General features: G+C 61.6%; 26 protein-coding genes and 1 tRNA gene. All 27 read right to left on the bottom strand.

Features of this window, described 5'->3' with window-relative positions; translation table 11 throughout:
• Positions 1-21 precede the first annotated feature (21 nt).
• Positions 22-501 carry a MaoC family dehydratase gene (locus ACS13N_RS03970; RefSeq protein WP_438930445.1) on the bottom strand — a complete coding sequence of 160 codons (480 nt, stop codon included), beginning with the start codon at positions 499-501 and terminating at the stop codon, positions 22-24.
• 35 nt (positions 502-536) lie between these two features.
• Positions 537-1,007 carry a MaoC family dehydratase gene (locus ACS13N_RS03965; protein WP_438930444.1) on the bottom strand — a complete coding sequence of 157 codons (471 nt, stop codon included), beginning with the start codon at positions 1,005-1,007 and terminating at the stop codon, positions 537-539.
• A 55-nt stretch (positions 1,008-1,062) separates the two neighbouring features.
• A complete protein-coding gene (locus tag ACS13N_RS03960; RefSeq protein ID WP_438930443.1) occupies positions 1,063-2,193 on the bottom strand; it encodes an acyl-CoA dehydrogenase family protein in 1,131 nt (376 codons plus the stop codon).
• A gap of 24 nt (positions 2,194-2,217) precedes the next feature.
• Positions 2,218-3,414: an acyl-CoA dehydrogenase family protein gene (locus ACS13N_RS03955; protein ID WP_438930442.1), complete on the bottom strand. Its 1,197-nt coding sequence runs from the start codon at positions 3,412-3,414 to the stop codon at positions 2,218-2,220.
• 84 nt (positions 3,415-3,498) lie between these two features.
• Positions 3,499-3,960 carry a DUF1178 family protein gene (locus tag ACS13N_RS03950; RefSeq protein ID WP_438930441.1) on the bottom strand — a complete coding sequence of 154 codons (462 nt, stop codon included), beginning with the start codon at positions 3,958-3,960 and terminating at the stop codon, positions 3,499-3,501.
• 136 nt (positions 3,961-4,096) lie between these two features.
• Complete coding sequence (locus ACS13N_RS03945) at positions 4,097-4,726, bottom strand: NUDIX domain-containing protein (protein ID WP_438930440.1); 630 nt, start codon at positions 4,724-4,726, stop codon at positions 4,097-4,099.
• A gap of 45 nt (positions 4,727-4,771) precedes the next feature.
• Positions 4,772-5,077, bottom strand: coding sequence for a DUF2818 family protein (locus tag ACS13N_RS03940; RefSeq protein WP_438930439.1), 306 nt, complete (start codon positions 5,075-5,077; stop codon positions 4,772-4,774).
• A 16-nt stretch (positions 5,078-5,093) separates the two neighbouring features.
• A complete protein-coding gene (gene nuoN / locus ACS13N_RS03935) occupies positions 5,094-6,569 on the bottom strand; it encodes an NADH-quinone oxidoreductase subunit NuoN (RefSeq protein ID WP_438930438.1) in 1,476 nt (491 codons plus the stop codon).
• 16 nt (positions 6,570-6,585) lie between these two features.
• Positions 6,586-8,052 (bottom strand): NADH-quinone oxidoreductase subunit M, encoded by a 1,467-nt coding sequence (locus tag ACS13N_RS03930; protein WP_438930437.1) that lies wholly within the window; start codon positions 8,050-8,052, stop codon positions 6,586-6,588.
• 12 nt (positions 8,053-8,064) lie between these two features.
• Positions 8,065-10,122: an NADH-quinone oxidoreductase subunit L gene (gene nuoL / locus ACS13N_RS03925; protein WP_438930436.1), complete on the bottom strand. Its 2,058-nt coding sequence runs from the start codon at positions 10,120-10,122 to the stop codon at positions 8,065-8,067.
• A gap of 29 nt (positions 10,123-10,151) precedes the next feature.
• The gene (gene nuoK, locus ACS13N_RS03920) at positions 10,152-10,463 is read right to left on the bottom strand and encodes an NADH-quinone oxidoreductase subunit NuoK (protein WP_021194982.1); all 312 of its coding nucleotides are present in this window, start codon (positions 10,461-10,463) and stop codon (positions 10,152-10,154) included.
• A gap of 17 nt (positions 10,464-10,480) precedes the next feature.
• Positions 10,481-11,113 (bottom strand): NADH-quinone oxidoreductase subunit J, encoded by a 633-nt coding sequence (locus ACS13N_RS03915; RefSeq protein ID WP_438930435.1) that lies wholly within the window; start codon positions 11,111-11,113, stop codon positions 10,481-10,483.
• A 146-nt stretch (positions 11,114-11,259) separates the two neighbouring features.
• On the bottom strand, positions 11,260-11,751 hold the full coding sequence (nuoI, locus tag ACS13N_RS03910; RefSeq protein WP_003261939.1) for an NADH-quinone oxidoreductase subunit NuoI: 492 nt from the start codon (positions 11,749-11,751) through the stop codon (positions 11,260-11,262).
• Positions 11,752-11,771: 20 nt separating this feature from the next.
• Positions 11,772-12,836, bottom strand: coding sequence for an NADH-quinone oxidoreductase subunit NuoH (gene nuoH, locus ACS13N_RS03905; RefSeq protein WP_021194984.1), 1,065 nt, complete (start codon positions 12,834-12,836; stop codon positions 11,772-11,774).
• Between the two features lie 8 nt (positions 12,837-12,844).
• Positions 12,845-15,196, bottom strand: coding sequence for an NADH-quinone oxidoreductase subunit NuoG (nuoG, locus tag ACS13N_RS03900; protein ID WP_438930434.1), 2,352 nt, complete (start codon positions 15,194-15,196; stop codon positions 12,845-12,847).
• Between the two features lie 12 nt (positions 15,197-15,208).
• A complete protein-coding gene (gene nuoF, locus ACS13N_RS03895; protein ID WP_021194986.1) occupies positions 15,209-16,504 on the bottom strand; it encodes an NADH-quinone oxidoreductase subunit NuoF in 1,296 nt (431 codons plus the stop codon).
• A complete protein-coding gene (gene nuoE / locus ACS13N_RS03890; protein ID WP_438930433.1) occupies positions 16,505-17,005 on the bottom strand; it encodes an NADH-quinone oxidoreductase subunit NuoE in 501 nt (166 codons plus the stop codon).
• Positions 17,006-17,106: 101 nt separating this feature from the next.
• Complete coding sequence (locus ACS13N_RS03885) at positions 17,107-18,360, bottom strand: NADH-quinone oxidoreductase subunit D (RefSeq protein ID WP_438930432.1); 1,254 nt, start codon at positions 18,358-18,360, stop codon at positions 17,107-17,109.
• Positions 18,361-18,373: 13 nt separating this feature from the next.
• Complete coding sequence (locus tag ACS13N_RS03880; protein ID WP_438930431.1) at positions 18,374-18,976, bottom strand: NADH-quinone oxidoreductase subunit C; 603 nt, start codon at positions 18,974-18,976, stop codon at positions 18,374-18,376.
• Between the two features lies 1 nt (position 18,977).
• Entirely contained in the window at positions 18,978-19,460 is a 483-nt protein-coding gene (locus ACS13N_RS03875) for a NuoB/complex I 20 kDa subunit family protein (protein ID WP_438930430.1), read from the bottom strand.
• 6 nt (positions 19,461-19,466) lie between these two features.
• Entirely contained in the window at positions 19,467-19,826 is a 360-nt protein-coding gene (locus ACS13N_RS03870) for an NADH-quinone oxidoreductase subunit A (RefSeq protein WP_021194990.1), read from the bottom strand.
• Between the two features lie 164 nt (positions 19,827-19,990).
• A tRNA-Leu gene (locus tag ACS13N_RS03865) sits at positions 19,991-20,075 on the bottom strand.
• Between the two features lie 179 nt (positions 20,076-20,254).
• Positions 20,255-20,605, bottom strand: coding sequence for a preprotein translocase subunit SecG (secG, locus tag ACS13N_RS03860; protein WP_438930429.1), 351 nt, complete (start codon positions 20,603-20,605; stop codon positions 20,255-20,257).
• Between the two features lie 63 nt (positions 20,606-20,668).
• On the bottom strand, positions 20,669-21,415 hold the full coding sequence (gene tpiA, locus ACS13N_RS03855; RefSeq protein ID WP_438930428.1) for a triose-phosphate isomerase: 747 nt from the start codon (positions 21,413-21,415) through the stop codon (positions 20,669-20,671).
• Positions 21,416-21,500: 85 nt separating this feature from the next.
• Positions 21,501-22,505, bottom strand: a complete 1,005-nt coding sequence (locus ACS13N_RS03850; protein WP_438930427.1) for an NAD(P)H-quinone oxidoreductase — start codon at positions 22,503-22,505, stop codon at positions 21,501-21,503.
• A 20-nt stretch (positions 22,506-22,525) separates the two neighbouring features.
• Complete coding sequence (locus ACS13N_RS03845; RefSeq protein ID WP_438930426.1) at positions 22,526-23,473, bottom strand: HAD family hydrolase; 948 nt, start codon at positions 23,471-23,473, stop codon at positions 22,526-22,528.
• A gap of 99 nt (positions 23,474-23,572) precedes the next feature.
• Positions 23,573-25,747, bottom strand: a complete 2,175-nt coding sequence (gene pnp, locus ACS13N_RS03840) for a polyribonucleotide nucleotidyltransferase (RefSeq protein ID WP_438930425.1) — start codon at positions 25,745-25,747, stop codon at positions 23,573-23,575.
• Positions 25,748-25,844: the final 97 nt, after the last annotated feature.

Here is a 25,844-nt window from a genome sequence, read left to right as displayed (position 1 = left end):
GAGCTTGCGAAGAAACGCCGTTCAGGAATACCGGCGCGAGATCGATTCCGCCACGCAGACCGGGCGCTCCTGCCCTTCGCGCTCGATGGTCACCGCCCAGGTCATCTGCGCACCCGTGAGCGTCGGCGCATTGGGCAGCGGCGGCAGCGCTTCCATCTCCACTAGGCTCACGCGCGCGCGCACGCGGGTGCCCACCGGCACCGGCGCCGTAAAGCGCACCTTGTTCAGGCCGTAGTTCACGCCCATCTTCACGTCCCGCATGTCGATCGCGTTCGCCATCAGCATTGGCAGCAGCGAGAGCGTCAGGAAGCCGTGCGCCACCGGTGCCCCAAACGGCGACTCACGCCTGGCGCGTTCCACATCCACGTGAATCCACTGATGATCGCCCGTGGCCTCGGCAAACAGGTTGACCTGCTGCTGCGTGATCTCAGTCCAATCGCTCACCGCGACTTCCTGGCCGATCAATCCTTTCAGCTCGTCGAGCGACTCGATGATGCGCATCTCGGTTGTCTCCTTGTTGTTCGATCGCAAACGATTCAGTTCTTCGGACGCCGGCCAAACAGACCCATGCCCGTGACGGTGCAAACCAGTTCACCACGCTGATTGCGCGCCTCCCAGCGATTGACCGCCACGCCACGGTCCGGCTTCGATTGTGACGGCCGCACCTCCATGCACGTGCTCGACACCGACAGCGTGTCGCCCGGATACACCGGCTTCATCCAGCGGATCTCGTCCACGCCCGGCGAGCCCATGCTGGCGGCCTTGCCGACAAAGCCCTGCACGATCAGCCGCATCATCACGGCACAGGTCATCCAACCGCTGGAGATGATGCCGCCGTAGATGCTGTGCTTGGCCGCTTCCGCATCAACGTGGAACGGCTGCGGATCGTACTGTCGCGCGAAGGTCAGGATCTCTTCTTCTGTGACGGTATACGTGCCCATTTCCAGCGTACGGCCGACCACGAAGTCATCGAAGTAGAACTCGTACGGTAGCGTTGCCTCTGCCATGTCGTGTCTCCAAAATGACAACGCCCCGCAGACCGCGGGGCGCTGAAGGTTGCCGTTACGCTGCTTGCTGGAAGCCCGGCAGCGAAGCAAAGCGTGCCAGATGATGGTCCACGTCGCCGAGCGTTGTATTGATCATCGTGAGCCGCTTGAACATGTGCGCGGCCGGCAGTTCGTTGGTCACGCCCATACCGCCGTGCAACTGCACGGCTTCCTGACCGACATCACGCGCAGCCTGCCCGACACGTGCCTTGGCAGCCGACACATAGCGGCGGCGTGCCTCGACATCGCCATCTTCAAAATGCGCAGCGGCCAGGTACGTGATCGAACGCGCCTGCTCAGCATGGATGAACATGTCGACCATGCGATGTTGCAGCGCCTGGAAACGCGCAATGGGCACGCCAAACTGCTGACGCGTCTTCGTGTATTCCAGCGTGGCGGCGTTCAGCGCGTCGATCAGGCCGACGGCCTCGGCGCACAGCAGTACACAACCCAGATCGGCCACTGCGTCGATGGTTTCCCACGCGTCGCCAGCCTTGCCCAGCAGCGTGGCGGGTGCGTTGTCGAAGCGGATGTCCGCAGCGTGCAGGTTGTCGATCGTGCGGTAGTCCTTGACCGTCACGCCTGCGGCATCGCGATCGACCACGAACAGCGACAGGCCGGCGGTATCGCGAGCCTCACCGGCCGTACGTGCGGAGACGATCAGCTTGTCGGCCTGTGCGCCGTGCACGACCACGGCCTTCTCGCCGGTGATCGTCCAGCCGCTGCCCTGCTGCGCTGCGCGCGTGGTGACGTTGAAAAGTTCGTAGCGCGATTGGCGCTCGCCAAAGGCAATGGCCAGCTTGACGGCACCACCAGCCACTTGCTCCAGCAGCGCATCCTGCCCCCCCGCCAGCTTGAGCGCCTGTGCACCCAGCACGGTGGCCTGATACGGCTCCACTACCAAGCCACGGCCCAGCTGCTGCATCACCACCAGCAGGTCCATCGCACGACCATCAAAACCGCCTTGTGCTTCCGGCACCGGCAGTGCGGTCAGGCCCAGTTCAGCGATGCTGTCCCATGCGCTCTGCGACACGCCCTCGGGCGAGTACACGATCTTGTTGCGCGCCTCGAAGCCGTAGTCCTTGTCGACAAAGCGGCGCACCGCATCGGCCAGTTGCTTCTGTTCGTCGGTGAACGAGAAATCCATGGTTGTCTCCGTTATCCGTTCTGATCAGACGCCGAGGATCATCTGCGAGATGATGTTGCGCTGGATCTCGTTCGACCCGCCGTAGATGGAGGTCTTGCGATAGTTGAAGTAGTACGGCGCGAGCGGTGCGGCATCGTTGTCGCCGGTCACAGCCTGCTGGTGTTCGCCTTCCAGATAGCTCGGGTCGAACGGTTGGGCGTATGGGCCCACAGCCTCGACCATCAGCTCGGTCAGCATCTGCTGGATCTGCGTGCCCTTGATCTTCAGCAGCGATGCCTCAGGGCCAGGGCCCTTGCCGGCGTTCTCGCTCGACACCACGCGCAGCACGGTGATCTCCAGCGCCAGCAGTTCGATCTCCAGCGCCGCCACCTTGGCGCCGAACACCGGGTCCTGCAGCAGCGGTTTGCCGTTCTTCTGGTGCTGCAACGCGACGCGCTTGAGGAATGCCAACTCACGCTTGGAATTGCCCACGCGTGCAATGCCCGTACGCTCATGGCCGAGCAGATACTTGGCGTACGTCCAGCCGCGGTTTTCTTCGCCGATGAGGTTGTCGACCGGTACCTTCACGTTGTCGAAAAACACCTCGTTCACTTCATGCTCTTCGTCCAACATGATGATCGGGCGCACAGTGATGCCCGGCGTCTTCATGTCGATCAGCAGGAACGAGATGCCTTCCTGCTTCTTGGCATCCGGGTCAGTACGGACCAGGCAGAAGATCATGTCGGCGTGCTGACCGAGCGTTGTCCAGGTCTTCTGACCGTTGACGATGTAGTGGTCACCCTCACGCACGGCGCGGGTCTTGACCGAGGCCAGATCGGAGCCGGAGCCCGGCTCGGAATAGCCCTGGCACCACCAGTCGGTGCAATCGACGATGCGCGGCAGGAAATAGCGCTTCTGCGCTTCGTTGCCGTACTTCATGATCACGGGCGCGACCATGCTGACGCCGAACGGCAGCACGCCGGGTGCGCCAACCTCTGCGCACTCTTCGTCCCAGATATGTTTTTGGATGGGGGACCAGCCGGTACCGCCCCACTCGACCGGCCAGTGCGGTACCGACCAGCCCTTGCCAGCGAGCGCCTTGTGCCAGCGGACGAAGTCTTCGCGCTGCAAGCGGCGGTGGTTCAGCACCTTGTCTTGGATGTCCTTGGGCAGATTGGCTTGCAGCCAGCTGCGGACTTCCTGGCGGAACGCGTCATCGGCCGCCGAGTAGTTCAGATCCATGCCTGTCTCCTGTGGTTGGCGCTCCACCGTGGCAAATCGGTGAAGCACGTTCTGTCGGACCGGCGCGGACCTGAATCGGGGCGACTAGTGCACGGGCTGCTTAAGCGCGTCGGGCACCAGCAGCGGCATCACTTCGATGCCCTCCTCTGCCAGCTCCTGCGCTTCCTCCCGAGACGTCGTCCCGCGAATGCCCCGCTCCGGCGCTTCGTCGTAATGCATGCGGCGCGCCTCTTCTGCAAACCGGTCACCGACGTCCTCGGTATTGGCCAGGACATGGCGCACGGCCTTCAGGTAGAGCTGTTGCAGGGTTGCAGGCACGCCGCCCTCGCCTTCGACCGCCTTGGTGGCGGCATCCTTCCGGACAGCATCCACACGTGACGACGATAGATTCAGGCGCGGCGCACTCGGCAAGCGCTCAACTTCGTTGTGACCGCAAACCGGACACGTCAACAGCCCGCGTTCCTGCTGCGACTGCAGGTCGGCATCGGAGCCGAACCAGCCTTCGAAGCGGTGGTCATTGGCACAGCGGAGGTCCAGCACTTTCATGATCGGTCCAGCGCATGGGGATGAGTGTATCCCCGATTCGAAAATTTGTGAACGGTCGTGCTAATTTTTTCGCACGATCGTTCGCTATGGTAACGACAGCAGAAAAAGAAGGGAGTCAGACGGATACGCAAGCGGCTCAGGCAGCACCTGGCGTCCACGCACCCGACAGAATCTTCTCGAGCCAGAACGTACCGATGATGGTCTTCACGTCAGAAATCTTGCCCGCGCGTACCCAGTCGATCAACTGGCCGGCCGGCGCAATGAACGTCTCGAGGAACTCGCCTTCATCGAGCTTCGCCTCACCCTGCTTGAGATCGCGCGCGAGGTAGATGTCGATGAACTCGGTGGAGTACGAGATGACGGGATGGATGCGGGTCAGGTAGTCCCAGCGTTCAGCCGTGTAGCCAGTTTCTTCAATCAACTCACGCTTACCACATGCCAGCGCTCCCTCTTGCGGGTCGAGCTTGCCGGCGGGGAATTCAATCATCACCTTGCCAACCGGATAACGGAACTGGCGCTCCATCAGCACCGTGCCGTCATCGAACAGCGGAATCATCATGACCGCGCCCGGGTGAATCAGGTACTCACGGCTGGCGTTACGGCCGTCCGGCAGGCGGACGATGTCTTGCTTGAGCGTGAGGAACTTGCCCTGGTGCATCAACGCTGAGGCGACCTGGGTCTCGCGCAGGCCAGCGTCCAGATCGTCCTGATTGGACGTCGTGTCAGCCGATGCAGGGATCGTAGATGCGGGATTGGTGTCGGACATGGCGCTCTCTCATGCCGAGACAGCGGGTGCCTGCCCGGCGGGTGATCAACGGGAGTGGCGAACCAGGTATTGCCACGTAAAGCCGGGAAACGCGAACACCAACATCAGACAAGCGGTGATTGCGTAGAACTGCCAGCCTTGCGGGAAGGCATTGCCCTGGCTCGATTCAATGCCGAAGCCAATCAGCCCCACCACAACATACATGGCGATCAGCTCGGTACCGCGCAGCCAGAACGGCTTGCGCGGCCAGCGTGCCGGCACCAGGGCCAGCACGCGTTGATTGACGAACGGCAGGTTGGCACAGAGGAGTGCCAACACGATGACAAACAGGCCGCCCGTCGATGCGTTCATTACTTGCGCCTGGTGATTAGGAAGCCAGCGTCAGGCGGATTGCCTGGTAGCACAGTGCCATCAGGCTGGCCGGGAAGATACCCAGCAGCAACACCAGCACACCGTTGACCGACAGCACCGAGCGCAGGCCGAAAGTGGCTTCCACCGGACCTTCGTCAGCCGGAGCGTCGAAGTACATGACCTTGATGACGCGCAGGTAGTAGAACGCCCCCACCAGCGAGAACAGCACGGCCACGATAGCCAACCAAGGCATACCGGCGTCGACCACCGCACCCAGCACCGACAGCTTGGCGTAAAAGCCGACCGTCGGCGGCAGGCCTGCCAGCGACATCATCATGAACAGCGTCAGCAGTGCGAACCACGGGCTCTTCTTCGACAAGCCCTTCAGGTCAGCAATCTCTTCCGCCTCATAGCCTTTGCGCGACAGCAGCAAGATGATGCCGAAGGCACCCAGCGTGGTCAGCACGTAGGTCACTGCATAGAACATCGAGGCGCTATAGGCCTGAGCGGTCAGGTCCGGCTTGCCGGCGCTCACGCCCGACAGCAGGCCCAACAGCAGGAAGCCCATGTGCGAAACCGTCGAGTAGGCCAGCAGACGCTTGAAATTCGTCTGCACCACACCGGTGATGTTACCGATGGCCAGCGAAAGGACAGCCAACACGATCAGCATGTTCTGCCAGTCGAATGCCAGCGGCAGCAGGCCTTCAACCAGGATACGCAACGTCATCGCAAATGCGGCCAGCTTCGGCGCACCGGCAATCAGTAGCGTCACGGCAGTCGGCGAGCCTTGATACACGTCCGGCACCCACATGTGGAACGGCGCAACACCCAGCTTGAATGCCAAACCTGCTACTAGGAACACCACGCCGAACACCAGAATCGTCTTGTTGATATTGCCGGTGTTGATCTGGCGGAACACTTCACCCAGATCGAGTGAACCCGTCGCGCCGTAGATCATCGACATGCCGTACAGCAGCAGGCCCGACGCCAACGCACCGAGGATGAAGTACTTCATCGCCGATTCCGACGAGACATTCGCGCCGCGGCGCAACGCCACCAGTGTGTACGAAGCCAGCGACAGCAGTTCCAGACCCAGATACAGCGTCAGGAAGTTGTTGCCGGTGATCATCACCACCTGACCGCCGAGCGTGAACAGCGCAAACATGTAGAACTCGCCGTTGTACATGCCTCGATCGTCAAGGTACTTGCGCGTGTAGACCAGCGTCACGAACACGGCCAGCGCTGCCACGGACGACAGCACATTGGCCATCGGGTCAATCACAGCCAGGTTGCTGAACACGTAGTGTGTTTCGCCGGTGGCTGCGTTGAGCGCAAACCAGACGGTCAGTACCAGCGTAATGACCAGCGCCACCGGATAGGCGACGCTGCTGCGGTTCTGACCGCGCGCCAGGTCGATCCAGTTGACGGCACCAATGCCGAGCGCGAGGAAGATGATCGGGGCGATAGCCGCCATGGATGAGGACAATTGCATGGTTTCTTCTCCCCGCTTACAGCTTGCTCTGAGCCACGTGGGTGAGGAGATTCACCACGGACGCATGCATGACATCGGTGAAGGGCTTCGGATACAGGCCCATATAAAGCGTCGCGATCGCCAGCACGCCGAGCATGAAGAATTCACGGCAGCTCAGGTCTTTCAGCTCAGCCACGTGCTTGTGCGTCACGTCGCCAAAGATCACGCGTTTGACCATCCACAGCGAATAGGCAGCGCCGAAGATCAGTGCGGTAGCCGCGAGCAGGCCGATCCAGAAGTTGTACTTGACCGAGCCCAGGATGACCATGAATTCGCCGACGAAACCGGAGGTCGCAGGCAGGCCGCAGTTGGCCATCGCGAAGAATACCGACAGCGCGGCAAACTTCGGCATCGTGTTCACCACACCGCCGTAATCAGCGATCTGGCGCGAGTGCACGCGGTCATACAGCACACCGATACACAGGAACATCGCGCCCGAGATGAAGCCGTGCGAGATCATCTGGACGATACCGCCCTCGATACCGATCTCGTTAAAGATGAAGAAGCCCAGCGTGACGAAGCCCATGTGCGCGATCGACGAATACGCGACCAGCTTCTTCATATCGGCCTGCACCAGCGCCACCAGACCGATGTAGATCACCGCGATCAGCGAGATCGTGATGATGAACGCCGACAGACTATGGCTGGCATCCGGCGCGATCGGCAGCGAGAACCGCAGGAAACCATAGGCGCCCAGCTTCAACATGATGGCGGCCAGCACCACGGAACCGCCGGTCGGCGCTTCCACGTGGGCATCCGGCAGCCAGGTGTGCACCGGCCACATCGGCACCTTCACGGCAAAGGCCATGAAGAACGCGATGAAGATCAGGATCTGCTCGTTCATCGACAGCTTGACCTGATGCCACTGCAGGATCTCGAACGTACCGCTGTGGAAGTACAGGTACAGCAGCGCAACCAGCGTCAGCAGCGAGCCCAGCAGCGTGTACAGGAAGAATTTGAACGCTGCGTACACGCGATTCGGGCCGCCCCACACGCCGATGATGATGTACATCGGGATCAGCGTGGCCTCGAAGAACACGTAGAACAGCATGCCGTCGAGCGAGGCGAACACGCCGATCATCAGACCAGACAGGATCAGGAACGCGGCCATGTACTGCGCGACGCGTTCGGTAATCACTTCCCATGCTGCAATCACCACGATCACCGTGATGAACGCGGTCAACACCACAAACCACATCGAGATGCCGTCGACACCCAGGTAGTAGTTGATGTGGAAGCGCTCGATCCAGCTCGACTTCTCGACGAACTGCATCGCAGCCGTCGTCTTATCGAAACGTGTGATCAGCGGCAGCGTGATCACGAAGCTGATCAGCGAGCCAATCAGCGACATCCAGCGGACATAACCGGGATTGCGGTCTGAGCCCGAGGCCAGCACCAGCACGCCGAAGAAGATCGGCAGCCAGATCGCAAAAGACAGAACCATTTTTGTTATCCCTTATTTGCCCGCCAGGAACACGAAGTACGTCAGCAGGCCAACCGTGCCGACAATCATCGCGAACGCATAGTCATAGATGTAGCCGGACTGGAGCAGGCGCACGACGCTCGCGAACCAACCCACCAGACGCGCGCTGCCGTTCACGACCACGCCGTCGATCACGCCCTGATCGCCGCCCTTCCACAGGCCACGGCCAAACTTGACCGCACCGTTGGCGAAGACGATCTCGTTGATCTTGTCCATGTAGTACTTGTTGTCCAGCAGCTTGTAGATGCCAGAGAAACGCTTGGCGATTGCAGCCGGAATATCCGGGCGCTTCAGGTAGAAGAACCACGACAGCACCACACCGGACACCAGCAGGATGAACGGAACAGACGTGAAGCCGTGCACCGCCATCTCAACCCAGCCGTGGAAATCTTCGCCCAGCACCTTCATGGCTTCGTGGTTCTCGCCGTTGAAGATCACCTGTGCAAACGCCACGCCGTGCTTGAAGAACTCGCCGAACAGCATCGGCTGGATCGCCCATGCGCCGATCACCACGGACGGGATCGCCAGCAACACCAGCGGCAGCGTCACCACCCACGGCGACTCGTGCGGCTTCTCGCCGGGTGCCAGACCATGATGCTCGTGGCCACCGTCTTCCTCTTCGTGGTGCTCGTCATGGTGTGTGTCGGCCTTGCCGAAACGCTCTTCACCGTGGAACACCAGGAAGTACATGCGAAACGAATAGAACGCCGTCACGAACACGCCGCCCAGCACAGCCCAGTACGCAAACTGAGCACCTGGCAGGTGCGATTCCGCCACCGCTTCGATGATCGAATCCTTCGAGTAGAAGCCCGAGAAGAACGGCGTACCGATCAGCGCTAGCGAGCCCACCAGCGACGTCAGCCACGTGATCGGCATGTACTTGCGCAGGCCGCCCATGTTGCGCATGTCCTGATCGTGGTGCATGCCGATGATGACCGAGCCGGCGCCGAGGAACAGCAGCGCCTTGAAGAACGCGTGCGTCATCAGGTGAAACACGGCCACTTGATAAGCCGAGGCACCTAGCGCAACGGTCATGTAACCGAGCTGCGACAGCGTCGAATACGCCACCACACGCTTGATGTCGGTCTGGATGATGCCCAGAAAACCCATGAACAGCGCGGTGATAGCACCGATGACCAGCACGAACGACAGCGCGGCGTCCGACAGCTCGAACAGCGGCGACATGCGCGCAACCATGAAGATACCGGCGGTCACCATGGTGGCCGCGTGGATCAGTGCGGAAATCGGGGTCGGACCTTCCATCGAGTCCGGCAGCCACACGTGCAGCGGGAACTGTGCCGACTTACCCATCGCGCCGATGAACAGGCAGATACAGGCGACCGTCAGCATGTGCCAGTCGGTGCCCGGGAAGCCGATGGTCGCCAGGTTATCGCGGGCGGCAAACACGTCGGCGTAGCTCAGGCTGCCGCTGTACGCCAGCAGCAGACCGATGCCGAGCACGAAGCCGAAGTCACCCACGCGGTTGACCAGGAACGCCTTCATGTTGGCGTAGATGGCCGTCGGGCGCTTGAACCAGAAGCCGATCAGCAGGTACGACACCAGGCCTACTGCCTCCCAGCCGAAGAACAGCTGCAGGAAGTTGTTGCTCATCACGAGCATCAACATCGAGAAGGTGAACAGCGAGATGTAGGCGAAGAAACGGTTGTAGCCGTCGTCTTCCGCCATGTAGCCGATGGTGTAGATGTGCACCATCAGCGAGACGAAGGTCACCACGCACATCATCATCGCCGTGAGCGAATCGATGAGGAAGCCGACTTCCATCTTCAGCGAGCCGACCGTCATCCATTCGTAGACGGTGGCGTTGTAGCCGGCGCCGTTGATGACATCGAGCAGCACTGACACCGACAGGATGAAGGCGATCGCCACACAGAGAATAGTGACGCTGTGGGACGTCTTGCGGCCGATCTTCTCGCCGAAGAACTTGGTACCGAACAGCCCGGCGATCACTGAGCCGGCCAGCGGCGCAAGCGGGATCGCCAGCAGCAGGTTGGGATTGAGCGTAGTAGCCATTAGGAGCTTCTTATCAGTGGATACGCCGATCAGCCCTTGAGGCTGTCCAGATCGTCAACGTTGATGGTGTCCAGGTTACGGAACAGCACCACCAGGATGGCGAGACCGATCGCGGATTCCGCCGCGGCCACCGTCAGGATGAAAAACACGAACACCTGCCCCGCCAGGTCACCCAGGTAATGGGAGAACGCGACGAAGTTCATATTGACCGCAAGCAGCATCAATTCGATCGCCATCAGCAGCACGATGACGTTCTTGCGGTTCAGGAAAATGCCGACGATGCTGATGGCAAACAGCACCGCGCCGAGCACGAGGTAATGGGCGAGGGATAGCGAAGACATATGGATACTCCCGGGGCTCAGCTCTTGGAATCAGCCGAAGCTGCGCCTGCTGCCTTTTCGGCCGGCATCGAAACCAGGCGCACGCGGTCCTTGCGCTGTACGCGCAGCTGATCGGCCACCTTCTGGGTCTTGGTGTCCTTACGGCGACGGGCCGTCAGCGCCACGGCAGCGACGATCGCCAGCAGCAGCACAATGCCCGCAACTTCGAAGGCGTAGATGTAATCGGTATAGATCAGCTTGCCGAGCGCCTGCGTATTCGGGCCGTTGAAGCCCTTGGGCAATTCCTGCACAGGCTGCACGCGCCCCATGAAGGTCTTGGTCAGCACCACAGCCATTTCCAGGATGATGACCACACCCACGAACGCCGCCAGGGGCACGTACGTCCAGAAGTCTCGTCGCAAGTGCTCGATGTCGATGTCGATCATCATCACCACGAACAGGAACAGCACCATCACTGCCCCCACGTAGACCAGCACCAGCGTGATGGCGAGGAATTCCGCCTTGAGCAGCATCCAGATCGCCGCTGCGGTGAAGAACGACAGCACGAGGAACAGCGCCGCGTGCACCGGGTTCTTCGCGGTGATGACCTTCAGCGCTGAGAGCACCAGCACCAGCGCGAAAGAGTAGAAGATGATCGTCGTGATTTCCATGATCCTGGCGCGGGCCGTTTTGCGGCACGCGCTTGTCCAAAGCCGCGGCGGCATGATGCCGCCGTAGCTGGTTGGCTCACGAGGAGCCGTTGTCCTTCCGGAATTTCAACTGCACCACTCGCCGCTTGCACAGCGAGTGTCTTGAATCAGCGGTACTTCGCGTCGGCAGCCTTGTTCGCCGCGATTTCCGGCTCGAAGCGGTCGCCCACGGCCAGCAGCATATCCTTGGTGAAGTACAGGTCGCCGCGCTTCTCACCGTGGTATTCCAGGATGTGCGTCTCGACGATGGCATCCACCGGGCAAGCTTCTTCGCAGAAGCCGCAGAAAATGCACTTGGTCAGGTCGATGTCGTAGCGCGTGGTGCGGCGGGTGCCGTCGTCACGCTGGTCCGACTCGATCGTGATGGCTAGGGCCGGGCACACGGCTTCGCACAGCTTGCATGCGATGCAGCGCTCTTCCCCGTTCGGATAGCGACGCAGCGCGTGCAGACCGCGGAAACGCGGCGACAGCGGCGTCTTCTCTTCCGGGAAGAGCACAGTGATCTTGCGCGCAAACAGATAGCGCCCGGTCAACGCCAGGCCCTTGAAGAGTTCCTTCAGGAGCAGGCTGTTAAAGAATTCCTTGATGGCAAGCAACATGGTGCCTTCCTATTGTCCCGTTACTTCCAGATGTTCCACGGCGACACCAGCCAGATGGCAACGATGATCAGCCAACCCACGGTGAGCGGAATAAAGATCTTCCAGCCCAAACGCATGATCTGGTCATAGCGATAACGCGGGAACGATGCGCGCAGCCAGATGAAGACCGACAGCAGCAGGAAAACCTTGATCAGCAGCCAGAAGAAGCCCGGAATCCAGTTGAACACCGGTGCATCGATCGGCGGCGCCCAGCCACCCAGGAACATGGTTGCCGTCATCGCCGAAATGACAATCATGTTGATGTACTCGGCCAGGAAGAACAGCGCGAACGCCATGCCCGAGTACTCGATCATGTGGCCGGCCACGATTTCCGACTCGCCTTCCACCACGTCAAACGGGTGACGGTTGGTTTCAGCCACGCCCGAGATGAAGTACACGCCGAACATCGGCAGCAGCGACAGCCAGTTCCACGACAGAATGTTCACGCCGTGGTCCGCAAAGAAACCGCGGTTCTGCGAGTTGACGATGTCCGACAGGTTCAGGCTGCCCGTCACCATCAGCACCGTCACCAGCGCGAAGCCCATGGCGATTTCGTACGAAATCATCTGTGCCGAAGCGCGCATCGCACCGAGGAACGCGTACTTGGAGTTCGAGGCCCAGCCGGCCAGGATCACGCCATACACACCCACCGAGCTGATCGCCATCACATACAGCAGACCGGCGTTGATGTTCGATACCACAGCTTCAGCCTGGAACGGCACCACCGCCCAGATCGCCACAGCCGGCATCAGCACCATCAGCGGCGCAATGATGTACAGGCCACGGCTGACCTGGCTCGGCACCATGACTTCCTTGAGCAGCAGCTTGAGCACGTCGGCGATCGGCTGCAGCAGGCCCATCGGACCAACGCGGTTCGGGCCCAGACGCACGTGCATCCAGCCAATCAGCTTGCGCTCCCACAAGATCAGGTAAGCCACGCACAGCAGCAGCGGCAGGATGATGCAGACCGCACGCACCAGCGTCCAGATCAGCGGCCACCAGCCGCCGAAGGTCGCCGTGCCGAAAGAAGTAATCGACTCGATCATGTTGACCCTTACACCGTAGCCGCCAGCGCGGACGATTCAACCTTTTCAACGCTCACCGCGCCGAACATCGCACCCAACTTGGACGATGCCTCGGTAGCAGCCGGCACGCGGATTACACCGGAAGCCAGCGACTTGTCCAGCACCGCCGGCAACACCACGCTGCCCTGCCCTTGCGTTACGCGAACGGCATCGCCGTTGGCCAGACCCAGTTGCGCGAACAGATCGGCCGGCAGACCAGCGCGAACCGCAGCGCGGGCAGCGGCCGTCAGCTGCAGCGAACCGGCACGACGCACGATCGGATCGGCATGATAGATGGGCACGTCCGCCAGACGCTCGATACCAGCAGCAACTGCAGCCGAAGCGGTAATTTGTGCCGTTGTCACGTTCGACAGACGATCGGTCACCGGCTTGGCCAACACGTCGTTACGCACGGCTTCCGAGGTGTCGTAGTCGAAGCCCGACAGGTTCAGCAGGTTACCCAGCACGCGCAGCACCTTCCAGGCCGGACGCGAATCGCCCAGGCTGCGCACAACGCCGCTGAAGCTCTGCGGCAGGCCTTCGCAGTTGACGAAGGTGCCCGAGGTTTCGGTGAACGGCGCGGTCGGCAGCAGCACATCGGCGTATTCCAGCGCGGCCCGCGAGGCGAACGGTGCCAGCACGATCACGGTGTCAGCCTGGTCCAGTGCGGCACGTGCCTGTGTCGGATCGGCCGTATCGAATTCCGGCTCGGCGCCCAGCAGCACGTAGGCGCGGCGCGGCTGTGCCAGCATGGCGGCAGCATCCAGGCCGTTGCCTTGCGGCAGTGCGCCGGCGACGTAACCGCCGACCGTGTTGGCCGCTTCCGTCAGGAAGCCCAGCGTGGCGCCGGTCTGCTGCGCGACCCATTGGGCCAGTGCGTGCAGTTGCGAGAATTGCGGGTGTGCCACCGCTGCGTTACCGAGGAACACCGCCTTGCGCTCACCCGAAGCCAGGCTTTCGGCGATGCGCTTGGCAACGTCACTTGCTTCGATACCGTCCGTACCGGCCGGACGCGCAACGCTCTTAGCGGCAGCAACCGTCACCGCCACTTGCGACAGCAGCGACAGCCATTGCGACGGCGCGCCCAGCAGTTGCGTGGCGGGCATCAGCAGGTCTTCACCACCGGCGCCGATCACATTCAGCTGCGAACCCTTCTTGCCGGCCTGACGCAGACGCGCAGCCAGCAGCGGATGATCCTTGCGCAGGAACGCACCCACCACCAGCGTGCGCTGGAGCAGCGACACATCGGCGATCGGCATACCGAGCCACGGCGCACCCGTCGGCCTGGCCGAGAAATCGGACTGACGCAGACGGAAGTCGACGTTGTCGCTGCCAATGCCGCGCACCAGCTTCTGCAGCAGGAACAGTTCTTCCAGCGTGCTGTGCGGGCTGGCCAGCGCGCCGATCTGCTCGGCGCCGTGGTCACGCTTGATTTCGTTCAGGCCGTTGGCGACGTATTCCAGCGCCGTTGTCCAGTCGACCGCCTTCCACTGGCCGCCTTGCTTGAGCATCGGCTGGGTCAGGCGGTCGTCGCTGTTGACGCCTTCATAGGCGAAGCGGTCCTTGTCGGACAGCCAGCATTCGTTGATCGCTTCGTTGTCCAGCGGCAGCACGCGCATCACGCGCTGGTTCTTCGTCTGGACGATCACGTTAGCGCCCAGGCCGTCGTGCGGCGACACCGACTTGCGGCGGGCCAGTTCCCACGTACGGGCCGAGTAACGGAACGGCTTGCTGGTCAGCGCGCCGACCGGGCACAGGTCGATCATGTTGCCCGACAGTTCCGAGTCAACGGTCTGACCAACGAACGTAGTGATCTCGGAATGCTCACCGCGGTTGAGCATGCCCAGTTCCATCACGCCAGCCACTTCCTGGCCAAAGCGGACGCAGCGCGTGCAATGGATGCAACGCGTCATCTCTTCCATGGAGATCAGCGGGCCCACGTTCTTGTGGAACACCACACGCTTCTCTTCCTTGTAGCGCGATTCGGACTTGCCATAGCCGACGGCCAGATCCTGCAGTTGGCACTCGCCGCCCTGATCGCAGATCGGGCAATCCAGCGGGTGGTTGATCAGCAGGAATTCCATCACGGACTTCTGCGCCTTCACCGCCTTCTCGGAGTTGGTGAAGACCTTCATGCCTGCAGTGACGGGCGTGGCGCAGGCCGGCAGCGCCTTGGGCGCCTTCTCGACCTCGACCAAGCACATCCGGCAGTTGGCCGCGACCGACAGTTTGCGGTGATAGCAGAAGTGAGGAATGTAGGTGCCCGCCTGGCGAGCCGCCTCCATCACCAGGCTGCCTTCGGCAACCTCGACCTTCTTGCCATCGATTTCGATTTCAACCATGTTCTGCCACGCTTAAATGTAGGTGGGCACCATGCACTGCTTGTGTTCGACGTGATACGCGAACTCATCCCAGTAGTGCTTGAGCATGCCGCGGACCGGCATCGCGGCGGCATCGCCGAGCGCGCAGATGGTCCGGCCCATGATGTTTTCGGCCACGTTGTTGAGCAGGTCCAGGTCTTCCTGGCGGCCCTTGCCGTGCTCGATGCGATCGACCACGCGGTACAGCCAGCCGGTGCCCTCACGGCACGGCGTGCACTGGCCGCACGACTCTTCGAAGTAGAAGTACGACAGGCGCAGCAGCGACTTCACCATGCAGCGCGTTTCGTCCATCACGATCACGGCACCCGAGCCCAGCATCGAGCCGGCCTTGGCGATCGAGTCGTAGTCCATGTCGGAGGCCATCATCAGGTCGGCCGGCACAACGGGCGCCGACGAACCACCAGGGATGACCGCCTTGAGCTTCTTGCCACCGCGCATGCCACCGGCCAGCTCCAGCAGCTTGGAGAACGGCGTGCCCAGCGGAATCTCGTAGTTGCCCGGACGCTCCACGTCACCAGACACCGAGAAGATCTTCGAGCCGCCGTTGTTCGGCTTGCCCATCTTCAGGTAGTTGTCCGGACCGATGGACAGCAGGAACGGCACCGCGGCAAACGTCTCGGTGTTGTTGATCGTGGTCGGCTTGCCGTACAGGCCGAAGCTCGCCGGGAACGGCGGCTTGAAGCGCGGCTGGCCCTTCTTGCCTTCCAGCGATTCGAGCAGCGCGGTTTCTTCGCCGCAGATGTATGCGCCGTAACCATGGTGCGCGTGCAGCTGGAAGTTGAAACCAGAGCCGAGGATGTTGTCGCCCAGGAAGCCCGCAGCACGCGCCTCTTCAAGCGCCTGCTCGAAAATCTTGTACTCGTTCCAGATCTCGCCGTGGATGTAGTTGTAGCCCACGGTGATACCCATCGCGTAGCCGCCGATGGCCATGCCCTCGATCAGTGCGTGCGGGTTGTAGCGAATGATGTCGCGATCTTTAAACGTGCCCGGCTCGCCCTCGTCCGTGTTGCAGACCAGGTACTTCTGGCCCGGGAACTGGCGCGGCATGAAGCTCCACTTCAAGCCGGTCGGGAAGCCCGCACCGCCACGACCGCGCAGGCCCGAGGCCTTCACGTCGGCGATGACTTGTTCGGGAGTAATCTTTTCCGTCAGGATGCGCTTGAGCTGCTGATAGCCACCGCGCTTGACGTAGTCTTCAAGGTGCCAGTTGTCGCCGTTCAGGCCAGCGAGAATCAACGGCTGGATGTGTCGATCGTGCAGGGAGGTCATTTACTTGCCTGCTCCATTGGCCGCCTTCGCTTGCAGATCAGCGATCAGCGCGTCGAGCTTCTCGTTGCTCATGAAGCTGCACATATTGGTGTTGTTGACGATCATGACCGGTGCGTCACCGCACGCGCCCATGCACTCGCCTTCCTTCAGCGTGAAGTTGCCGTCGGCAGTGGTCTCGTTGAAACCGATGCCCAGCTTCTTCTTCAGGTAGTCAGCAGCGCGCTCGCCGCCCGACAGTGCGCACGGCAGGTTCGTGCACACCGACAGCTTGAAGCGGCCTACCGGCTTGGTGTCGTACATGTTGTAGAACGTCGCCACTTCCTCGACCCACACCGGCGGCATGTCGAGGTACTCGGCCACGAACTGCATGACTTCGGGCGAGACCCAGCCTTTCTCGCTCTGCGCAACCGCCAGCGCCGCCATCACGGCGGACTGCTTCTGGTCGGCGGGATATTTCGCGACCGCCCGGTCGATTTCCTTGAGAGCTTCTGCTGATAGCATGTTCGTTGCGATTGGTGCGGGACGCGGGGCTTTCACCCCGGCGTGCGTCCTCGTTTCACAGCCGCGCTTGCCTGCGCGTCAAACCGTTGTTTCTTGCCGGCCTAGCGATCGATCTCGCCAAACACGATGTCTTGCGTACCGATGATCGTCACAGCGTCGGCGATCATGTGACCTCGGGCCATCTCGTCGAGCGCCGCGAGGTGCACGAAGCCCGGCGCGCGGATCTTCAGGCGGTACGGCTTGTTTGCGCCATCCGAGATCGCGTAGATACCGAACTCGCCCTTCGGATGCTCGACGGCGGCATACGCTTCGCCTTCGGGCACGTGCATGCCTTCGGTGAAGAGCTTGAAGTGGTGAATCAGCTCTTCCATGTTCGTCTTCATCTCGACGCGCGACGGCGGAGCCACCTTGTGGTTATCGGTGATCACCGGACCCTGGTTCTTGCGCAGCCATTCGATGCATTGGCGGATGATGCGATTGCTCTGGCGCATTTCTTCAACGCGTACCAGATAGCGGTCGTAGCAATCGCCGTTCACGCCAACCGGAATATCGAAGTCGATGCGGTCGTAGACCTCATACGGTTGCTTCTTGCGCACGTCCCAGGCGATACCCGAGCCGCGCAGCATGGCGCCAGAAAAGCCCTTGTTGAGCGCACGCTCCGGGCTCACCACACCAATGCCAACCAGACGCTGCTTCCAGATCCGGTTGTCGGTCAGCAGCGTTTCGTATTCGTCGACGTACTTCGGGAAACGATTGGTGAAATCTTCGATGAAGTCCAGCAGAGAACCCGAACGCGTTTCGTTCAGGGCGGCCAGGGCCTTCTCGTTGCGCACCTTGGATGCCTTGTATTGCGGCATCGTGTCAGGCAGATCGCGGTAGACGCCGCCCGGACGGTAGTACGCCGCGTGCATACGCGCACCCGACACCGCCTCATACATGTCGAACAGGTCTTCGCGCTCACGGAAGGCGTACAGGAACACCGCCATGGCGCCCACGTCCAGCGCATGCGAGCCGATCCACATCAGGTGGTTCATGATCCGCGTGATCTCGTCAAACATAACGCGGATGTACTGCGCGCGCAGCGGCACTTCGAGGCCCAGCAGACGCTCGATGGCCATCACGTAGGCGTGTTCGTTGACCATCATCGACACGTAGTCGAGGCGGTCCATGTACGGCACGCTCTGGATCCAGGTCTTCTGCTCAGCGAGCTTTTCAGTCGCGCGGTGCAGCAGACCGATGTGCGGATCAGCGCGCTGGATGACTTCGCCGTCCAGCTCGAGCACAAGGCGCAGCACGCCGTGTGCGGCCGGGTGCTGCGGGCCGAAGTTCAGGGTGTAGTTCTTGATATCTGCCATGATCGGGCGCCCTTCAGTGCTTCAGACCACCGTATTGATCCTCGCGGATCACACGCGGCGTAATCTCGCGCGGCTCGATGGTTACCGGCTGGTAGACCACGCGACGCTGCACCGGGTCATAACGCATTTCAACGTAGCCCGAGACGGGGAAATCTTTGCGGAATGGGTGGCCAATGAAGCCGTAGTCGGTCAGGATGCGGCGCAGGTCCGGGTGACCTTCGAAAACCAAGCCGTACAGGTCAAACGCTTCGCGCTCGAACCAGTCGGCCGAACTCCAGATGGTGGTGACGGACGGCACGACAGGGAAGTCATCTTCCGGTGCGAACACACGCACGCGCACGCGCCAGTTGTTCGTGATCGACAGCAGATGCGACACGGCAGCAAAACGCGGGCCATTCCAGGCACCGTTGCCGTAGTCTGCATAGTCGACACCACAGAGGTCCATCAATTGCTCAAACTTGAGCGCCGTGTCATCGCGCAGCGTATGCATGACCTCAAGATAGTCGGCAGCCTTCACCACGAGAGTGAGTTCACCAACTGATTCAGTCAGGCTTTGAACGCGACTGCCGAGCGACTTTTCGAGCGCGGCCTTCAGGGTGGCAAGCTTTTCGGTCATGTCAGCTCTTGCGCGCAATGGTGTTGGTGCGACGGATCTTGGCCTGCAGCTGGATGATGCCGTAGATCAGCGCTTCAGCAGTCGGCGGGCAACCCGGCACGTACACGTCGACCGGCACGATGCGGTCGCAACCACGCACGACGGAATACGAATAGTGGTAGTAGCCGCCGCCGTTGGCGCACGAGCCCATCGAGATGACCCAGCGCGGCTCGGCCATCTGGTCGTACACCTTGCGCAGAGCGGGTGCCATCTTGTTGCACAGCGTGCCGGCCACGATCATCACGTCGGACTGGCGCGGCGACGGGCGGAACACCACACCGAAGCGGTCCAAGTCATAACGCGATGCACCCGCGTGCATCATTTCCACAGCACAGCAGGCCAGGCCGAACGTCATCGGCCAGAGCGACCCGGTGCGGGTCCAGTTGATCAGCTTGTCAGCGGTGGTCGTGACAAAGCCTTCGTTGAGTACGCCTTCGATCGCCATTTCACATCACTCCCAATCGAGCGCGCCTTTTTTCCAGATGTAGACGAAGCCCACGAGAAACTCGAGAAGAAACACGCCCATCGCGAAAAACCCCGGCCAGCCGATCTCACGCAGCGCCACGCCCCACGGGAAGAGGAACGCAGTCTCCAGATCGAACAGGATGAACAGGATGGCGATGAGGTAATAGCGCACGTCGAACTTCATGCGCGCGTCTTCGAAGGCTTCGAAGCCGCACTCGTACGGCGAGAGCTTTTGAGGATCGGGATTGTTCGGACCGAGAATTCGACCGATGGTCATAAGTGCAAGGCCAAGGCCAACACCGACGACGATGAACAACAGTACGGGGAAATAGGCTTCGAGGTTCAAGGGACGCCCGCCTTTTTGAATGGTTGCAACAGCACTGCCCGCAGGCGGCGCCTTGTCGCCCCATCGAAGGCGCCGGGTCCGCAGCCTCACGACGCCTCAACTGAACGTCGTTTTGCGGATGGGGCCCGAACGGAACATCCCGTTGACCAGACCCCGAATTTGATTGGTGCCGACGGCGAGACTCGAACTCGCACAGCTTTCGCCACTACCCCCTCAAGATAGCGTGTCTACCAATTTCACCACGTCGGCTGGGGGAAGAAACTCTACCAGGAACCCAGATCAGGCTTAGCGCCTTCGCTGTTCCCCGTGTTGTTTCAAGCCTCACATTCTACCGCAAAGCGAAGCTTTTGTTCAATGCACAAACAAAAATCTTATGCATCGCGGCGCACCGAAAAACCCGACAGCGCGCTCGCGATCGTTACAACGAATTACTTCGGTACGGCCGGCGCGGAGGCTGCCGCCGGAGCCGATGCCGCGGGCGCCGAAGCTGCCGGCCCAACCGGTGCCACCGAACCCATCACGCCCGCCGATACGCTGCCCTTGTTGGTGCCGATCAACGTCAGCGCCAGCGTGGCCACAAAGAACACGGTGGCCAGCACGGCCGTCGTGCGCGACAGGAAGTTGGCCGAACCGGTCGCACCAAACAGGCTGCCCGATGCACCCGAGCCAAAGGCAGCACCCACATCAGCGCCCTTGCCGTGCTGCAGCAGCACTAGGCCGATCACACCAAGCGCGCTCAGGATTTGCGCCACCAGCAGCAGAGTCTTCAGAATTGCCATTTCATTTCTCTCAATAATATGTTGCAGTCGCACATGCCCAACATGTGCGCCCCGAACGGTCGCCTATGCGCGACCGATCGCCAGGAAATCTTCTGCCTTCAGCGATGCGCCGCCAATCAAGCCACCATCGATGTCCGCCATCGCAAACAACTCACCTGCGTTGTCCGGCTTGACGCTGCCGCCGTACAGAATCGCCAGGCGCTGCGCCACACCCGCATCGCGGGCAGCAACGCGTGCGCGCAGGAACGCGTGCACAGCCTGCGCCTGCTCGCTGGTCGCGGTCTTGCCGGTGCCAATCGCCCAGACCGGCTCGTAGGCGACGACGATGCGACCGAGCTGCTCGACCGACAGCGCTTCCAGTACCGCATCCAGTTGACGGCCGACCACCTGCTCCGTCTCACCGGCTTCGCGCTGAGCCAGCGTTTCGCCCACGCAGACGATCGGGATGATGCCGTGCTCCAGCGCACGCAGCGCCTTGGTCGCCACTTGCGCATCGGTTTCACCGTGGTACGTGCGGCGCTCGGAGTGGCCGACAATCGCGTAGCCGCAACCGAATTCCGACAGCATCGATGCCGCCACTTCGCCGGTGAAGGCACCACGCGTTTCGGCGGACACGTCCTGTGCACCCCAACCCACTGACGAACCAGCCAGCAGCGACTGACACTGGGCCAAATAGGGGAACGGCGCGCACACCGCCAGCGTGGCGTTGGTCTTGCCCGCGGCCTTGATCTGCTCAAGCAGCGCGGCGTTGGTGTTCAGGCTGCCATGCAGCTTCCAGTTGCCTACCACCAGCTTCGGTCTTGCGTTCACGTTCTTGTTCCGCCCGGTCGACTGTCAAATAAACCCGGCATTCTACCGTGACGGCAAAAACAGGGTCAATTTTGACGTCTTGAACTCAATCCCAAACCAACATGATCTTGCCGATATGCGCGCTCGATTCCATCAGGGCATGCGCCTGTGCGGCCTGCGCAGCGGGCATAACTTCATGAATGACCGGCTTGATGCGGCCTGACGCCAGCAACGGCCAGACCTTTTCATGCAGCTTGGCCGCAATGGCCGCCTTGAACGCGATCGGGCGCGGGCGCAGCGTTGAACCCGTCAGCGTAATGCGCCTGCGCAGGATGTCGCCCAGCGGCACTTCGGCTTTGGCGCCACCCAGCAATGCGATCAGCACGATGCGGCCATCGTCGGCCGTACAGGCGATCTCGCGCGCGACGTAACTGCCACCGACCATGTCGAGCACCACATCAGCGCCTCGGCCCGTCTCGGCCTTGACGATTTCGACGAAATCTTCGGTCTTGTAGTTGATGCCGCGCGTCGCGCCCAACTCGACGCAGGCATCGCACTTGTCGGCGCTGCCTGCGGTGGCGAACACGCGATGCCCCAACGCGGAAGCGATCTGGATGGCCGTCGTGCCGATGCCGCTGGAGCCGCCCTGCACAAGCAGCGTTTCATCCGCACCATGCGCGCCCTGCCCCAGCAAGCCGCGGTCAAACACGTTCGACCAGACAGTGAAGTAGTTTTCCGGCAGCGCCGCGGCGTCGATATCGGACAGGCCCGCCGGCGCCGGCAGCACCTGCCCCAGCGGGGCGGTACAGAATTCGGCATAACCGCCGCCCTGCACGAGCGCGCAAACGCGATCGCCCACTTTCAGGCCGAAGCGATTGTCGGCATGCGCCAGATCGCCACTGACGATCTCGCCCGCCACCTCCAACCCCGGAATGTCCGACGCACCCGGCGGCACGGGATAGTTGCCCGTGCGCTGGAACACATCCGGCCGGTTCACGCCGGCTGCACGCACGCGGATCAGCACTTCGCCAGCCTTCGCCTCGGGCATCGGGCGCTCGCCAAGCTTCAGGACTTCCGGGCCACCGTACTGGGTGATTTCAATCGCTTTCATGGGAATCGGATCGATGAGGGTTACAGCGCGCTGCGCTTCGGTTCGACAAAGTGCTGCGGGATGCCACGCGTGGTTTCGCGCATGATTTCCTGCTTGCCGTGGACGATGCCGTCGGCGATCTTGCCGATATGCAATTTGAGCCACATCTCGGTGGGCGAGCCTGCGCGGTAGTCCGCCGGGCCGAGCATGTCGACGCGGTCATCGGCACGCAAATTGTCGGCCTGCTCGAACGAGCGCGGGCTCTCGGGGTTGTAGACCGCATACGTGCGCCCGCCGCCCTTGCGCGCCACCGAAAACGCGGGAATATCGCTCGGACCATCGGCCACGTAGATCATGTTGGCGAACGGCACGCGGCGCTCGTCTTCGGCAATCGACGAGTTCACATTGACCGCTTCGGGGTGCTTGTTGACGCCCTTGTTGATCTCGAACAGCGCACGCGTCTTGGTGGTGTTGTCGATGGCGTAGATGACTTCTGAGATGACCTGGCGGCCATTCGCATCAGGCGCTTCCAGGAATTCACAGCCCCACACGCCGTCGATATATGGGGCGATGGGCGAGCCCTTGATCATCTCCGTCAGACCGGTGCTGACGATGTAGTGCTCGAGCTTGATGTCGAAGGCTTGGTAGGCCGCGTTGTCACGCACCCACGCCTTGCTGCGCTCAAAAAAGTCCGTCACGCCCGGGAAAAATTCGAGTTCAGCACCGAGTTCGCGCAACGCCGCGTTATTGAGGCCGGCCATTCGACCATCGCGCACATAGCGGAGCAGCACGTTCAAGTAGAACGTTTCGCGGTTGACCTTCTGGCCACGCGATTCGATTTCTTTTGAACCCGCCTCGACTTCATCCCAGAAGCCCTGTTCGGCGATGTTGAAGCGCTCGAACAGCGGCACTTGCATGTAACGCGGGATCAGCGTCTTGTCGAAATCCCAGACGACGGCGATGCGGTTTTGCTCGAACAGGCGGCTCATGATGGGGCGCAAAGGGCAACGGGAGGAACTCGCGACGCAGTGTAAACAAAAAAACGGCTGGACATCGTCCAGCCGTTTTCGTAGCGAGAGACCCCGCGCTTACTGCTGTTGTTGCTGCTGCTGTTGCGACACAGCTTCGCCTGCGCCCGGCGCTTGCGGCGCAGCGGCCGGCACGTCGCCTTCCTCAGCCTTGGCGGCCTTGATCGACAGACGCATACGGCCCTTCTCGTCGGTGCTCAGCAGCTTCACGCGCACAGCCTGGCCTTCCTTCACGTAGTCGGAGACCTGGTTCACGCGCTCGTTGGCGATTTCCGAGATGTGCAGCAGACCGTCCTTGCCCGGCAGGATGTTCACGATCGCGCCGAAGTCCAGCAGCTTGAGCACGGTGCCGTTGTAGATCTTGCCCACTTCGGCTTCGGCCGTAATGCCTTCGATGCGGCGCTTGGCTTCTGCCATGCCTTCCGACGAGGTCGACGCGATGGTGATCGTGCCGTCTTCGCCGATATCGATCGTGCAGCCGGTTTCCTTGGTCAGCGCCTGGATGGTCGAGCCGCCCTTGCCGATCACGTCGCGGATCTTCTCCGGATTGATCTTGACCGTGATCATGCGCGGTGCGTGTTCCGACAACTCGGCGCGGGCGCCGCCCATGGCAGCCTGCATCTTGCCCAGGATATGCAGACGGCCTTCCTTGGCTTGCGCCAGTGCGACCTGCATGATTTCCTTGGTGATGCCCTGCACCTTGATGTCCATCTGCAGCGCAGTGATACCAGCGTCGGTACCCGCCACCTTGAAGTCCATGTCACCCAGGTGATCTTCGTCACCCAGGATGTCGGTCAGCACGGCGAACTTGTTGTCTTCCAGGATCAGACCCATGGCCACGCCAGCCACGTGCGCCTTGAGGGGCACGCCAGCGTCCATCAGTGCCAGCGAGCCGCCGCACACCGAAGCCATCGACGACGAACCGTTCGACTCGGTGATTTCCGACACCAGGCGGATCGTGTAACCGAATTCGTCAGCGGCCGGCAGCACCGGAATCAGTGCACGCTTGGCCAGACGGCCGTGGCCGATTTCGCGACGCTTCGGGCTGCCCACGCGGCCGGTTTCGCCCGTGGCGAACGGCGGCATGTTGTAGTGGAGCATGAAGCGGTCACGGTACTCGCCTTGCAGCGCGTCAATGATCTGCTCGTCGCTCTTGGTGCCCAGGGCGGCCACCACCAGCGCTTGCGTTTCACCACGCGTGAACAGGGCCGAGCCGTGCGCACGCGGCAGCACCGACGAGCGGATTTCGATCGGGCGCACCGTGCGGGTGTCGCGGCCGTCGATACGCGGTTCGCCGTTCAGGATCTGGCCGCGCACGATCTTCGATTCGAGCTCGAACAGGATGTTGTCGACTTCCACGCCGTCGGCTTCCACACCGGCTTCGGCCAGCTTGGCCGCGACCGACTTGCAGACTTCCCTCAGCTTCTGGCTGCGCGCCGACTTCTGGCGCAGCTGGTAAGCGGCTTGCAGATCGGCCAGGCCCAGCTCGGACACCTTAGCGGTCAGCACTTCGTTCTTCGGAGCTGCTTGCCAGTCCCACTCCGGCTTGCCACCTTCGCGCACCAGATCGTGGATCGCGTTGATGGCGATCTGCGACTGCTCATGGCCGTACACCACGGCACCCAGCATGATCTCTTCCGACAGCTGGTTGGCTTCGGACTCGACCATCAGCACGGCACGCTCGGTACCGGCCATGACCAGGTCCAGCTCCGAATGCGCCAGTTGCGCGCGATTCGGGTTCAGCAGATATTGGCCATCCTTGTAACCCACGCGGGCAGCGCCCACCGGGCCGTTGAACGGCAGACCCGACACAGCCAGTGCAGCCGAAGCAGCCACCAGCGCCGGGATGTCGGCCGGCACTTCCGGGTTGATCGACAGCACGTGGATGACGACCTGGACTTCGTTGTAGAAGCCTTCCGGGAACAGCGGACGCAGCGGACGATCGATCAGGCGCGAGGTCAGCGTTTCGTTTTCCGACGGACGGCCTTCACGCTTGAAGAAGCCACCCGGGATCTTGCCGGCAGCGTAGGTCTTCTCGAGATAGTCGACGGTCAGCGGGAAGAAGTCTTGACCCGGCTTCGGGTTCTTGGCGCCCACCACGGTGGCGAGCACGACGGTGTCGTCCATGTCGAGCAGCACAGCGCCGCTCGCCTGACGGGCGATCTCACCCGTTTCCATGCGGACTTTATGGCCGCCCCATTGGAATTCTTTGACGACCTTATTGAACATGGTCATAGCATCTCCTGTTCGGTATTCGCGGCGCCGAGGATTCAAGCTCGTTTTCATTGCGCCACGACAAACACGTTCCGGAAGACGGTGCGGTTGCAGAGGT

It is taken from the genome of Ralstonia sp. 24A2 (assembly GCF_051783885.1).
Taxonomy (GTDB): Bacteria; Pseudomonadota; Gammaproteobacteria; order Burkholderiales; family Burkholderiaceae; genus Ralstonia.
Note: the sequence above shows the minus strand (reverse complement) of the source record. Positions and strands in the feature narration are given on the sequence as shown.